This is a genomic window from Lysobacter sp. A286 (assembly GCF_054052105.1).
This window is the reverse complement of the sequence record NZ_JBSVRJ010000001.1, coordinates 488562-502868: the sequence shown is the minus strand read 5'-3', so window position 1 is coordinate 502868 and position 14307 is coordinate 488562. Positions and strand designations below refer to the sequence as shown.

The window sequence follows — 14307 nt, the reverse complement described above, 5'->3', positions numbered from 1 at the left end:
TCGATTTTAGCCGCTGCCGCTGCCGACCGTGCGGGACGGACGGTTTCGCCCCCTACAATGCCGCAATGACCACGCTCTTCATCTCCGACCTCCACCTCGACGCCGAGCGACCGCAGATCACCGAGCTGTTTGGCCGTTTCCTGCGCGAGGAAGCCGCCGGCGCGGACGCGTTGTATATCCTCGGCGACCTGTTTGAAGCCTGGGTCGGTGACGACGATCCGTCCGATACCGGCGCCTTCGTCGCCCGCGAGCTGCAGGCGGTGAGCGCAGCGGGAACCCCGGTGGCGTTCATGCATGGCAATCGCGATTTCCTGCTCGGCAACGACTATGCCCGTCGCGCCGGCATGACGATCCTGCCCGACCCCAGCGTGGTGGTGCTGTACGGTCGCCCCGCCCTGTTGCTACACGGCGATACCCTGTGCACCGATGACCTGGCGTACCAGCAGTTCCGCGCCCAGACCCGCAACCCGGCGTGGCAAGCGCAATTCCTGTCCCAGCCATTGCCCGCCCGCCTGGCATTCGCGCAGCAGGCGCGAGCGGCCAGCAAGGCGCACCAGTCAGGGCTCAAGTCGGAAGGGACGATGGAGACCATCACCGATGTCGCGCCGGCGACGGTCGCGGAAACCTTCGCCCGCTTCGGCATCGACACGATGATCCACGGCCACACCCATCGGCCGATGGTGCATTCAATCGAAGTTGCCAGCCGCGCCTGCGAGCGAATCGTGCTGGGCGACTGGTACGAACAGGGTTCGGTGCTGCGCGTGACCCGCGAAGGCCACGCGCTGGAATCACTGGGATAGCTCCCGAATCGGGACACTGGAACACGGCTACGAAAGCAGGGCTACGAAACCAGGGCCGACGCCTCAGCGCAATGGGACGGCATCGGCGTTACGGGTCATTCGGAAACCGCACCTGCGCAGCCGGTCATTTCATTGTCGCCGTAGGTGAACGAAGACGTGTACTCGAACATTTCGCCCGACATCGAGTCCTGGCACTGCCCGCCCGTGACGTCCAGGACGAAGGCCTTGTCACCATCGGTACCGTTGAAGGTGACACCTGCGGCGTGGTCACTGCGCTCGGCCGTCAGCTGCTTGCCCGGTTGCATCTCGGGCGTGGTGTAGGTCAGCGTGTCGCCATCGACCTTTACCGACCAGAACGGCTCGTTGCCACGTGCGTGCAACCGGCTGATCGGTCGGTCCGGTTCATTCACCGCCGGCGCATCGATGGCCATATCCGCAGAGCTGACGACGGCCGGCGTGGTGTCCGCCGGGGTCGGCGATTGCGGTTGGCAGGCCAGCAGGGCGGCCGCCGTGCAGGCGGAAATCGACAGCAACAACAGCGGGCGAATCTTCATCATGGAGTGTTTCCATTGGCCAGTCAGATGGATCCCGGAAGCTAGCAGGTTCCGATCAACGCCCGGTGACTGCGGCCCGGCCTTCCACCGCGTCCAGCAACATCGCCAATTCTTCCTCGTCAAATCCCGCCTCGCTGCGCGCCTGCAGGTTGAAGGGCCCGTACAGGACATCGCGGGCGTATTCGCTCAGCAACTGGCGGAACGTCGCTCCAGGTGCGACCCCGGCGCGCGCGCAATACCAGCGGAACCAGCGCGAGCCGGCGGCCACGTGGGCGACCTCTTCGCGCAGGATCACCTCCAGGATGGCAACGGTGGCGTGGTCACCCAGCCCGCGTAGCTTGTCGATCATGCCCGGGGTAACGTCCAGCCCCCGCGCCTCCAGCACCCGCGGCACCAACGCCATCCGGGTCAGGCCGTCGTGCGCGGTCTTCACCGCCATCTCCCACAAGCCGTTGTGGGCGTCGAAGTCGCCGTAGTCGTAACCCAGCTCCTGCAGGCGATTGCGCAGCAGCGTGAAATGCCGCGCCTCGTCCACCGCCACGCCGACCCAGTCCGCGTAGAACGCCGGTGGCAGCCCGCGGAACCGATACACCGCGTCCCATGCCAGATCGATGGCATTGAACTCGATGTGCGCGATGGCATGGATGAATGCCGCGCGCCCCGCGTCCGTGCCGAAGCCGCGTTTGGGCAACTGGCGCGGCGACACCAGCGCCGGCCGCGAGGGGCGTCCGGGCATACCGATCGGCATTGGCGGCGGCGACGACGGCGGAATCAGCAACGTCCCGCACCGGAAGGCCTCGCCTGCCGCCACGGTCGCGGCGACCTTGTCGTGCGCCGTGGCCGCCTCCAGGCAGGCACGCGCCGCCTGGAACAGGTCGTGCGAGGCCACGCTACCGGTCACGAAGCCCGGCGCGTGGTCTTCGCCTCATCCGAGCGCAGGCGTTTTACCCGTTCGAAATAGTCGGCCTCGGTGCCGGTCACGTAGTCGCCGTCGAAGCACGATGAGTCGAAATTTTCCAGCCGGTGCTTCGGCCCCGAAACCGCATCCTCAAGGTCGGCCAGGTCCTGGTAGATCAGCCAGTCACAACCCAGCAATTTCTCGATCTCGTCCTCGGAGCGCTGATGGGCGATCAGCTCCTCGCGAGTCGGCATGTCGATGCCGTAGATATTGGGGTGACGCACCGGCGGCGCCGCCGAAGCCAGGTAGACCTTGCGCGCACCCGCTTCCCGCGCCATCTGCACGATCTGGCGCGAGGTGGTACCACGCACGATCGAATCGTCGACCAGCAACACGACCCGGTTGCGGAACTCCAGCGGGATCGGGTTGAGCTTGCGGCGCACCGATTTGGCGCGCTGTTCCTGACCCGGCATGATGAAGGTACGGCCGACGTACCGGTTCTTGATGAAGCCTTCGCGGTACTTCACTCCAATCACATTGGCCACTTCCAGCGCCGCGTCACGCGAGGAATCGGGGATCGGTATCACCGTGTCGATGTCATGGTCCGGGCGCAGGCGCAGGATCTTCTCGCCCAGCTTCTGGCCCATCCGCATCCGTGCCTTGTGCACCGAAATGTCGTCGATCATCGAGTCGGGCCGGGCGAAATACACGTACTCGAAGATGCACGGTGTATGCACGCCGGGCGTCGCGCATTGGCGGGCATGCAGTACACCGTCAGCGGTGATCACCACCGCTTCGCCGGGCAACACGTCGCGCACCCGCTGGAAGCCGGTCAGGTCGAACGCCACCGACTCGGACGCCACCGCGTACTCATCGCCATTGGCGCCGGTACGCTTGCCCAGCACCAGGGGCCGGATGCCGTTGGGGTCGCGGAAGGCCACCAGCCCCAAGCCCAGCACGGCTGCGACCACCGCGTAGCCACCGACGCAACGCCGGTACACCCCGGTGACCGCCTTGAACGCGGTTTCCGGTGAGGGCGCCTCGCCGTTGCCCAGCTCATGCGCGAACACGTTCAACAACACTTCCGAGTCGGACTCGGTGTTGACGTTGCGGCGGTCCTGCTGGAAGACCTCCCGGCGCAGGTCATCGGCATTGATCAGGTTGCCGTTGTGCGCCAACGCGATGCCATAAGGGGAATTGACGTAGAAAGGCTGGGCCTCGTCATCCCCCTCGCTTCCTGCGGTCGGGTAACGGCAATGGCCGATGCCGACATGACCGACCAGACGTCGCATCGAGACGTCGTCGAGCACGTCGCTGACAAGCCCGCTGCCCTTGCGCAACCGAAGGTGCCGGCCGTCGGCGACGGCGATGCCGGCCGCGTCCTGGCCACGATGCTGGAGCACCATCAGTCCGTCGTAAAGCTGAGCCGCGACGTCGTTGTGGCCGACGATTCCGATAATGCCGCACATGGCTGTGTGTCCTGGTTGCTGGGGTTGTTGCGAAAAACAGAAGCTCTGGCGAGCGCGAAGGTTGCCCTGAATTATCCCGGGTCGTCCGCCGGTCCAGGCAAGACCGGCATTGGCAGCACCGGCAATGCCTGCATCCGGTCCGGGGAAATCAATGCCGGCGCGTCCGAATCGCCGCGCAGGTCCACCTGGCTGGCGACCCACTGCGGCAGCCACGCCTGCATCATTTGCGCGCCCGGCACGAACACCGGCACCAGTTGGGAGTCCTGCCACGACTTCTCGCGGGGCAACTCGGTCAGCCCGAGCAGCAGCAGCAGCGCGCAAGCGATAAACGCCCCGCGCGCGACGCCCAGCAGCAGGCCCAGCATCCGGTCCGGTCCCGACAGGCCGACGGAATGGATCATCTTGCGCACCGCCCAACCCACCAGTCCAACCACCAGCAGCACCACGATGAACGCCAGCGCATAGCCGGCAAACAAATGGCCCGCGCCTGGCTCACCATCGCGAGCCAACATCAACGCGACTTGCGCGCCGAACTGGAATGCCGCCCAACCCGCCAGCACCCACGCCGCCAGCGAAGCCAATACGCCAATCAGGCCCCGCATCAGGCCCAATAGCGCTGACACGCCAACGATTGCCAGCAACACCCAGTCGATTGGACTCATCGCAGCAACCACTCAGCCCTCACGGGTGTGAGTGGACGAAACCGGTGATGCCCAACTTGGCTGCCGCCTGCGCCTTGAGCTTCTCGGCCGCGGCGCGATCTGCCACCGGTCCGATCTGTACCCGGTTCAACGCGCCCTTGTCGGTCGTGACGGTTTCGACAAAGGCACTCAAACCCAGAGAGCGCGCGCGATCACGCAACTTGGTGGCGTCCGCGTGGCTGGCAAATGCCCCCAACTGGACGGCAAAGCCCACCGCGCTGGCTGCTGGGGCGGGATCTGCGGGGGTAGGATCCGCGGGCTTGGCGGCTGCGACCGGTTTGGGTGAAGCAGGCGTGGCGGCGGGCTTGCTGGCTACCGGGGTGGGCTCTTCAGCCGGCGGTGGTACTGGCTTCGAAGCCGCTGGTTCGGTCGCGGCGATCGGCTTTTTTTCCGCTTCGGCGGTATCGGCGTTCAATACGACCACTTTGGAGCCTACGTCGTCACGCACACGCGCGGCACCCAGGCGACCGGCCTCGGCGGCGGCGCGTGACTGGTACGGTCCGACTCGCACCCGGTACAGCGTGCGGCCGCCGGTAGTCGTGGTCTCCTGGTAGCCTGGCAGCTGTGCGTTGCGCAGCGCCTCTACAACCCGATTGGCGTCGCCAGCGCTGGCATAGCTTCCAAAGCTGACGGCGTAATTACCGTCCGCGCCCGGTGCGGCATCGACGCTGCCGCTGTCGGCGGGCCCGGTATCTGCCGCCCGGGTATCCACCGTCGGCAAGTTGCCGTCATCGGCAGGATCCACCGGACGGGCGCCCAAGCCGGTCACGCTGGATCCATCGGCAGCCGCGGGCGTAACCAACGGCAGCTCGCGGGTTTCGAACCCGCCCTCGGGCGCATTCGGCATCTCCAGCGGAACATCGGACACGCCGCTCTCTGGCGCCGGGCCCTTGATCAGCATCGGCAGAAAGATTACCGCGATCGCGACCAGCACGGCGGCGCCGATCAGGCGCTGTTTCAAGGCAGGTTCCATCGGATCTCGCAAGCAACAAGGTGAGGAGCCCGGCCGATTATACGCGTGTGCCGCCAGGCAGCCGTGCGCGTTGGCCGGTGGTGTTCAGACTGGTGCGGCGGCGGCCTGGTCCAGCACCGCCAACGCCGCCGCTGCCGTATGGAACGAACCGAATATCAGTATCCGGTCACCCGCTCGTGCCTGGTTGCGAGCGGCGGCGATAGCGTCCGGAACACTGGCGTGGCGGCTGCCCGAGGCGGCCTCGGTGCCCACCAGGCGCGCGGCGAAATCCTCCACCGCGATTCCGCGTGGAGCCTGCTCGACCAGCCCGGCCAGGTGCCAGTGATCAATCACTTCGGCCAATGCCCCGACCACCGCAACCACGTCCTTGTCGGCCAGCGCGGCATACACCGCGTGGGTGGCGCCGGCGGCCGTCAGCGGCGCGGCGCGCAACCACCCGGCCAGCTCGCGCGCTGCCTGCGGGTTGTGGCCGACATCGACCACCAGCTCCACGCCGTCGCGTACGAAGCGTTGCAGGCGGCCGGGAATATCCGCGGTTTCCACGCCGCGGATCATCGCGGCCACCGATGGCGGCGACTCCAGCGCGCGCAACGCGGCGATCGCAATAGCCGCATTGCGCAGCTGCACCGGAGCCGCCATCCGCGGCAATGGCAAGTCGATTTGGCAACCCACCTCACGCCAGCGCCAATGCCCGGGCGACACGGTGTCAACGTCAGCCGCGTCGACTGCAGCATCATCACCGGCCAGGTCAGTACTGGCGACGTCGATGAAGAAATCACAACCGATCCGGATCGTCGAGGCGCCGATCGCATACGCATGGCGCAGCACGCTGGACGGTGGATCGTCATCGCCCAGCACCAGTGGTTTCCATCCACGCGCAATCCCGGCCTTCTCGCGGCCGATCGTCTCGCGGTCATTACCCAGGTAATCCTGATGGTCCAGGTCCACGGTGGTGATGACCGCCACGTCGGGGTCGACGATGTTGGTCGCATCCAGCCGTCCGCCCAGACCTACCTCGAGGATCGCCAGATCCAGCCCGGCACGCTCGAACAACCACAGCGCTGCCAACGTGCCGTACTCGAAATACGTCAGCAATACCTCGCCACGGGCGGCCTCGATCGCCTCGAACGCCGCGACGATGTCGGCATCGCTGGCCAAGGCGCCGTCGATGCGTACCCGCTCGTTATAGCGCCACAGGTGCGGTGACGTGTAGCTACCTACCTTCCAGGCCGCGGCGCGTGCCATCGCCTCGATGAATGCGACGGTCGAGCCCTTGCCGTTGGTACCGCCCACGGTGATGACCTCGCGTGCCGGCCGCCGCAGACCCAACTGGCCGGCAACCTGCTGCACACGCTCTAGGCCCATGTCGATCGACTTGGGATGCAGACGCTCGATCCGCTCGAGCCATTGGGTCAGATTCATTGCCGCAGGTCGCAGGACTGGGATGGGCATGGGCGCGGGATGGACATGATCCGCGCTTACAGCGCGCGATGCACGGCCTCGCCGAACAGCGCGGTGTGGTGACTGCAATCGTTCAGGCGAACCACGTCGAGATGGTCGATATCCGGACCTTCCAGCAGGTTCAACGTGGTCGGTGCCTGGCGAAAACCCCACAGCCGGCGCAGCGGAATGCCCAGCACATGGCATAGCAGGACCCGATTGACCGCATCGTGGGCGACCACCAACAGGGTGTCGTCGTCGCCCAGGCCATCGCCCGCGCGGAGCAGCGCACGCCAGGCGCGGTCGAATACGTGCTGCAGTGACTCGCCCTGCGGCATCAGCACCTCCTGCGGGGCGTCCCGCCATGCCCGTAACCGGTCGGGATCACGCTCGCCAATCTCGCTCGCCAGCAGTCCTTCCCAGGTGCCGTGGGCGATCTCGCTGAAGTCCGGGTCGATCGCCAGCATCCCGGCGCGATCACCGAGCGCCAACTCGGCGGTGCGCCGGGCGCGTGACAACGGCGAGGCCACCGCGCGGGTGATGGACACCTCGCGCAGCCGCTCTCCCAACGCGCGGGCCTGACTCTCACCGATCTCAGACAGGGGGATATCGGCCTGGCCCTGGTAGCGGCCTTCCGCGTTCCAGCGCGTTTCCCCGTGACGGGCAAGCAGGATCTTCATGGCGACCGGCTCACTCCTGCTCGGGCACGCCCAGTTCCTGCAATACCTGCGGCGCCGGGAATACTTCCTGCATGATCCAGCGCAGGTAGCGGCCGTCGACGGCGATCACCCGGGTCATGGCCGGATCGAACACCCAGTTGGAGCTGACGCTCTCCCAGTTCATATCGAACACCAAACCGACCAACTCACCGCGCGCGTCCATTACCGGCGAGCCGGAATTGCCACCGGTGATGTCCAGGTCGGCCATGAAGTTGACCGGCACCGTACTCAGTTCGTCACTGGCCAAGCCGCCGTAGTTCTTCGCCGCGATCGCATCGAGCTGCGCCTGCGGGGCATTGAACGGCTCCACACCTGTGGCCTTGGCGGCCACCTGTTCCAGGGTCGTGAATGGCGGCAGGCGGGTGCCATCGGGCTTGGTGTAGCCCTGCACGTTGCCGAAGGTGATCCGCAGCGATGAGTTCGCATCCGGATACACCGACTCATCCTGGCTGGCCTTGTAGTCCGCGACAGCCTGTAGGTACGCCGGTCGCGCCAACAACGCGTCGCCTTGACGGGTCTCGGTCTGTTCCTCGCTGGCCAGTATCGCCGGCATCACCGCCACCGCGAGCTGCAAGGCCGAATCGGCACTGGCCTCGATGGCGGCGCGGTCTGCCTTCAACAACGCCAGGCGCGTGTCCAGGTCACCCAGCCCGGTCTTTGCCAGCCGGTCCAGTGCCGCTTGTACCGCCGCCTCGTCATTGCCACCCAGCCACGCGTCCAACGCAGCGATATGTTGCGCCTGCGGCAAGTCGACATATTCGCGCAGCCAGTACTGCTGCAACTGACGATCCATGCCGGCATCGTAGCGGCGCTCCATCTGCTCCAGCGAGCCCTCGAACCTCACCAGGTCGCGCTCCTGATAGCCGGTCTCACGCTCGGCGTCGGGCTTGTCGGCCTCGATCGCAAACCGGTACAGACCCACCGCGGCGCCAATCACTCCGGTGCGGCGCAACTGGCCAAACACCAGGTCACGGTCGCGGGTTGCATTGTCGGCCTCGTTCAGCTCAAGCAAGGTCGCGTGTGCCGCCAGCGCGCCCTCACCTTCGGCACCTTGTCCGCGCAACCAATCCAGTACCGCCGCCTCTTCGGCGTGCTTGGTCTTGCTGGCATCGATCCGTTCGAAACCCTCCAGCTGACCGCCGTAATTCTTCATCGTGTTCTGCCAGCCACGGATGGTGCTGGCGTACTTGACCTTGATGGCTTCATCGCGCGCACCGGCCGTCTCGACCATATCCGCCAGCGCCTGGTAGTGCGCCTTGACGGTCGGATACGTCCATTGCGCGGTCTGGTCGAACTCCTCGGCCAGCGCATAGCGCGCGGTACGCCCCGGATAGCCTGCCACCATCACGAAGTCGCCGATCTGCAATGGCTGGCTGGCGAACTTCAGCCAGTGCGGCGGCTGGTAGGGCACGTTGTCCTGCGAATACGCCGCAGGCTTGCCGTCCTTGCCGACATAGGCGCGGTAGAACGAGAAGTCACCGGTATGGCGCGGCCACATCCAGTTGTCCACGTCGCCACCGAAACTGCCGATGCTGTTGGGCGGCGCGTACACCAACCGCACGTCCTTGATCTCTAGGTTCTTGAACAACCGGTAGCTGTTGCCGCCGGAGAAACTGTAGAACTGGCAGCGGAAACCCGGATCGGCCTCGCAGTCGGCGACCAGTTGCTTCTGGGTCTTCTCCAGCGCCTGGGCGCGACCAAGCGCGTCAGGAGCGGCGTCAATCGCGGCCTGGACCTGGGCGGTGACCTCCTGGATCGAATCAAGCGCATAGATTCGCGCGTTGGGTCCTGCGGACAACTCCTGGGCCGGGGTTGCGGCATTGAACCCGTCCTGGATCAGGTTGTTTTCCGGCGTCGAGTTGAGCTGGATCGCGCCATAGGCGCAATGGTGATTGGTTACCACCAGCCCTTGCGGCGACACGAAGCTGGCGGTGCAGCCGCCCAGCGATACCACCGCGCCCATCGGGTCGCCGGTCAGGTTCGCCAACTGCTCCGGTGGCAACTCCAGGCCAGCTTTCTGCAACGCATCAGAGATCTGCGGCAATTGCTGCGGCACCCACATCCCCTCACCGGCCGTCGCCGACCCCACCACCGCCGCCAGCGCAATGGCTGCGGCCAACACCGAATAACGCATGCATCCACTCCGAAGAAAAATAGAAAATCCAACAATCGATACCTGAGTCTAGCCCCGCAGCCCGGCTCGCATGCGCGTAGCCATGACCGACAGTGCCGGACCCACCTTGACGCCGTTGCGATCCGCCGGTTGGCTTCACTGCACCGGCAAATTCATCTCTTCCAGTAAATACGGCGCGGGGTAGACCTTGGCCAGCAACCACCGCATGTAACGCAGGTCGACGTGGATCGCACGCTTGTAGCGGGGATCGAACATCCAGCTGGCACTGACCGCTTCCCAGTTGCTGTCGAAGTGCAGGCCGATCAACTGCCCGCGCGCATCCAGTATCGGTGAGCCGGAATTGCCCCCCGTCGTGTCCAGGTTGGTCATGAAGTTGACCGTCTGGGTGCCCAGCTCCGGATCCATGGCGCTGCCGAAGTCGCCCTCGGCGATGGCATCCAGCAACGGCTTGGGCGCATCGAACGGGGCCTGCCCGGTGTGTTTCTCGACGATGCCCTCGACCGTCGTCAACGGCAGGTAACGCACGCCATCACGTGGCTCCATCGTGCTGACCTGGCCGTAGCTCACCCGCAATGTGGAGTTGGCATCGGGATACACCGCCTCGCCGCGTGACTGGCGATAGGCAATCAGCGCGCGCATGTAGGCCGGGCGCAGGCGCAGCAACTCGCCGGCGCGGGCCTTGTCTTCGGCTTCCATGCGCATGATCGCCGGCATCAGTGCCGCGGCGACTTGCAGCAAGGGATCATCCGCCGCGGCCACCGTGGCCGGATCGGCATGGAACCACTCCAGCCGCGCTGCTTCCTGATCCAGTCCGGAACCGGCATACATGGCGTCGAGGCTGGCATTGACCGCGTCCGGCGTGGTGCCAAACACCGCGTCGAACTCGGCCACATGTTGTGCGGCAGGCAACGCGTTGTACTGGGCCAGCAGGTCCGCCAGGACCGCTTTTTCAACCGACTCCACGTAACGGCGCTGGACTTGTTTCAGTCCGCCTTCGATCAAGGCTTCGTCGCGTTGCTGGTAGCCCGACTCGCGCTGTGGGTCAGGCTCGCCACGTTCCAGGGAGAGCCGCTGCAAGGTCACGGCGGAATCGAGCAACTGGGTCCGCCGGATGATCGTGCTCAACAGCTGGTCGCGCTCACGCACGTCCCGGGCCTCATCCAGGATCGCTTGCGCTGCCACGATGTCGGCCCTGGTCGCCGCCGCATCCGGCTGCGTGTCAAGCCAATCCAGCATGGCCTGCTGGTCGGCACGGCGCACGGCGACCGCGTTGCTCACGGCCAGACCGTCCAGTTCACCCTGGGCACGCTTGAGACCGTTCTCCAGGCCAGCCAACGTTGATGCGTAACGAACCCTGGCATCGGCGTCGTCGCCGATGGCCGCCTCGATGGTCGTAATCAGTCCGTCGTACAGAGCGACCCGCGACGGCAGCTGCCATTCGACCTGGCTTTCGAACTCCGATGCCATCCGGTGCCGATAGGTCCGGCCTGGGTAACCGGCCAGCATCGCAAAGTCGCCGGCGACGACGGGCTCGGTCGCGACCTGCAGGTGGGCCGGCGGCGTGAAAGGCACGTTGTCGGTCGAGTAGGCGGCCGGGTGACCGTCGGGGCCCACATAGGCCCGCAGCAAGGTGAAGTCACCGCTGTGGCGTGGCCACATGAAATTGTCGACCTCCCCACCAAACCCGCCAATCGCATCGGGCGGCGCATAGACCAGCCGCACGTCGCGCAGTTCCAACTGGGTGATCAGGTAGAAATCGGCACCGTAATGCATGTTGGCGACGCTGCACCGGTTACCCGCGACCTGCTCGCACTCGGCCACGACCGCCTTCTCGGCCTCGTCGATCGCATCAAAGTAGGCACGTCCCTGCTTGCCCTTCGCATTGGCCACGATACGGTCGGTGATCTTGTCGAAGCCGGTCGTCACCCGGACCCGGAAGTCCGGGCTGGCCGGCAGCTCGCCGGCACGGTCGGCGGCGATGAAGCCCTCCTCGATCAGGTCACGCTCGGCGCTGGCGTTGTACTGGATCACGCCGAACGCAACATGGTGATTGGTCAGCAGCAAACCATCCGCGGACACGAAGGCACCGGTGCCGCCACCGACCTTGACCACCGCGTTCATCGGTGGCCGCGTCAGGTCGGCCAGCGCCGCCGGGTCGCCTTCAAAGCCGGCATCGCGCAGTTGGGTGGCGATCTGCGGCAGTTGCGAGGGCAGCCACATGCCCTCGTCGGCGTTGACGGCGAAGGTCGCGCACGACGCCGCGACTGCGGCCAGTACCGCCAGCCGCAGCGACTTGCCGGCCGAGCCAACGCGCGGCGATGACCCGCATCCCACCAGACGATGGTCAGTCATGTGGCAACCCCATTTCCTCCAGCAGGCGGTCGGCATGGTCGACCTCGTCCATCACCCAGCGCATGTAGCGCGTGTCGACGTGGATCGAACGGGTCAGCTCCGGGTTGAAGATCCAGCCGGCGCTGAGGCTTTCGTAGTTGCCATCGAACAACAGGCCGACCAGCTCGCCATTGGCGTTGAGCGTGGGCGAGCCGGAATTGCCGCCGGTGGTGTCCACGTCGCTGAGGAAATTGACCGGCACGTCACCCAGCGATTCCATCCGGTACTGCGCACCCTTGCCTGCGGCAATCGCATCCAGCTCGGCCTGCGGGGTGATGAACGGCTCCTCGCCGGTGGTCTTGGCGACGATGCCGTCCAGGGTGGTGAACGGGATCATCTCGACGCCATCACGCGGGGAATAGCCGCGCACCGTGCCAAAGGTGATCCGCAACGAGCTGTTCGCGTCCGGGTACACCGGCTTGCCCTGGGACTGGTTGAAATCAATCATCGCCTGCATGTATTGCGGACGCAGCGCCGAGATCCGGCCGCTGTGTGCTTCGTCGGCAGCCTCCATCCGCAGCCGCGCCGGCATCATCGCCACCGCAAAATCCAGCGCCGCATCATCGGAAGCTTCGATGGCGGCCTTGTCGGCCTCCAGCCACTTCAGGCGGGCGTCAACATCGTCGAGCGTGGAGCTTGCGTACAAAGTGTCCAGCTTGGCATCGAGGCCGGCAATGGCCTTGTCATCGGCACCGATGCCCAGCCACTGGTCCAGCTCCGGCACCCGCTGCGCCGCCGACACGCGCTCGGCATAACGTGTCAGGCGCAGCGCCATCAAGGCCTTGTCGACCTTGGGGTCATAGCGCTTGTCGAACGCGGTCAGGCGGCCGGCGATGCGTGGCGCATCACGGTCCTGGTAGCCGACACGACGCTCGGCGTCAGGCTTGGCTTGCTCGATCGCGTTGCGATAGAGGCTCACGGCCACCCCGCTCAGCCCACCGCCAACCGCACTGTCGAACCACAAATCACGTTCGCGGGTCGTGCGTGCGTTTGCCAGCTCTCTTTCCAGCGCATCGATGGCTTCCAGCGGTGCCTCGCCCTGCGCGCCGCGTTCGGCCAGCCAGGCCTCCAATGCCTGCTCGCGGGCCTGCTTCATCCCGACCGGATCGTCCATCTGGGCAAACCCGTCCAGGTTTCCCTGATACAGCTTGAGCACGTTGTTGACGCCCGCCACCGTGGAGGCGTACTTCAATGCCGCCGCCTTGTCGCCCTTGGTGTTGCGCTCAATCGCCGCGAGGTAATCGCCGAAGTAGGCGATCATTGTCGGGTAGCGCCATTCGATCGCCTGGCGTATCTCGCCTGGCAGACGGTAGCGATCGGTGGAACCCGGATAGCCGGTCACCATCACGTAATCACCTTCGAGCAACGGCTGTTGCGAAACCGTCAACCAGCTCTCGGGCTGGTACGGCACGTTGTCGCTCGAGTACGCGGCCGGCTTGCCATCGGCACCCACATAGGCACGCAGGAAGCCCCAGTCGCCGGTGTGGCGCGGCCATTCGAAGTTGTCTTCGTCGCCACCGAACTTGCCGATCGAGTTCGGCGGGGCATACACCAGCCGCACGTCGCGGATCTCCAGCTGCCGGATCAGCGAGAACTGCAGGCCACCGTTGAAATTGTAGACATTGCAGCGCAGGCCACCGGGTTGCTCACACTCGGCCACCAATGCCTTGTTGCGCGCCTCGATAGTGTCGAAACGTGCCTTGCCGTCCAGACCCTCCAGATCGGCGGTGACCTGGTCGGTCACGTCGCGGATGTCGTGGGTGACGTAGATACGCGCATTGGGCTCGGCGGGCAGCTCCTCGGCCAGGGTCCCGGCAACAAAGCCGTTGGCCAGCAGGTCGCGCTCGGGGGTGGAGTTGTACTGGATCGCGCCGTAGCCGCAATGATGGTTGGTCACCACCAGGCCCTGGGGCGAGACGAAACTCGCGGTGCAACCGCCCAGGCTGATGACCGCGTTGAGCGGCTTTCCGGCCAGGTTGGACAACGCGGCGGGGTCCATCTGCAATCCGCGCGCTTTCAGTTGCGCGGCCAGCTCGGGCATTTGTTCGGGTTGCCACATGCCCTCGTCGGCAACTGCGGCAGTGGACGCGAACGCGACAATCAGCGCCACGGGCAATATTCGAAGGTTCATGTTGGCCCCGGTATTCATGTTCGAACCGTTGACCATAGGCAAAGCAGGCCACTGTCGGCAACCGCCAACGGTCACGGCACGGATGGATAACACCGCA

11 protein-coding genes are annotated in these 14307 nt (G+C 65.6%); 1 reads left to right on the top strand and 10 read right to left on the bottom strand.

Annotation, left to right across the window (positions count from 1 at the left end):
- Window positions 1-65: 65 nt before the first annotated feature.
- Window positions 66-800 carry a UDP-2,3-diacylglucosamine diphosphatase gene (lpxH, locus tag ACW7G0_RS02380; protein ID WP_456987384.1) on the top strand — a complete coding sequence of 245 codons (735 nt, stop codon included), beginning with the start codon at window positions 66-68 and terminating at the stop codon, window positions 798-800.
- A gap of 95 nt (window positions 801-895) precedes the next feature.
- Here the strand turns inward: lpxH and ACW7G0_RS02375 are convergent, their stop codons facing one another.
- The 10 genes from ACW7G0_RS02375 to ACW7G0_RS02330 form a co-directional block, all read right to left on the bottom strand.
- A complete protein-coding gene (locus ACW7G0_RS02375; protein ID WP_456987383.1) occupies window positions 896-1357 on the bottom strand; it encodes a COG3650 family protein in 462 nt (153 codons plus the stop codon).
- Window positions 1358-1409: 52 nt separating this feature from the next.
- Window positions 1410-2243 (bottom strand): ferritin-like domain-containing protein, encoded by an 834-nt coding sequence (locus tag ACW7G0_RS02370; protein ID WP_456987381.1) that lies wholly within the window; start codon window positions 2241-2243, stop codon window positions 1410-1412.
- A gap of 8 nt (window positions 2244-2251) precedes the next feature.
- Entirely contained in the window at window positions 2252-3721 is a 1470-nt protein-coding gene (gene purF, locus ACW7G0_RS02365) for an amidophosphoribosyltransferase (RefSeq protein WP_456987379.1), read from the bottom strand.
- A 71-nt stretch (window positions 3722-3792) separates the two neighbouring features.
- The gene (locus ACW7G0_RS02360) at window positions 3793-4383 is read right to left on the bottom strand and encodes a CvpA family protein (protein WP_456987377.1); all 591 of its coding nucleotides are present in this window, start codon (window positions 4381-4383) and stop codon (window positions 3793-3795) included.
- Between the two features lie 19 nt (window positions 4384-4402).
- The gene (locus ACW7G0_RS02355; protein ID WP_456987375.1) at window positions 4403-5395 is read right to left on the bottom strand and encodes an SPOR domain-containing protein; all 993 of its coding nucleotides are present in this window, start codon (window positions 5393-5395) and stop codon (window positions 4403-4405) included.
- An 84-nt stretch (window positions 5396-5479) separates the two neighbouring features.
- A complete protein-coding gene (gene folC / locus ACW7G0_RS02350; protein ID WP_456987373.1) occupies window positions 5480-6817 on the bottom strand; it encodes a bifunctional tetrahydrofolate synthase/dihydrofolate synthase in 1338 nt (445 codons plus the stop codon).
- A 56-nt stretch (window positions 6818-6873) separates the two neighbouring features.
- Complete coding sequence (locus ACW7G0_RS02345) at window positions 6874-7515, bottom strand: histidine phosphatase family protein (RefSeq protein WP_456987371.1); 642 nt, start codon at window positions 7513-7515, stop codon at window positions 6874-6876.
- Window positions 7516-7525: 10 nt separating this feature from the next.
- Window positions 7526-9688, bottom strand: coding sequence for a S46 family peptidase (locus ACW7G0_RS02340; RefSeq protein ID WP_456987369.1), 2163 nt, complete (start codon window positions 9686-9688; stop codon window positions 7526-7528).
- A 135-nt stretch (window positions 9689-9823) separates the two neighbouring features.
- Window positions 9824-12040 (bottom strand): S46 family peptidase, encoded by a 2217-nt coding sequence (locus tag ACW7G0_RS02335; protein WP_456987368.1) that lies wholly within the window; start codon window positions 12038-12040, stop codon window positions 9824-9826.
- Window positions 12033-14210, bottom strand: a complete 2178-nt coding sequence (locus ACW7G0_RS02330) for a S46 family peptidase (RefSeq protein WP_456987366.1) — start codon at window positions 14208-14210, stop codon at window positions 12033-12035. The genes ACW7G0_RS02335 and ACW7G0_RS02330 overlap by 8 nt, the downstream gene beginning before the upstream one ends.
- Between the last annotated feature and the right edge of the window lie 97 nt (window positions 14211-14307).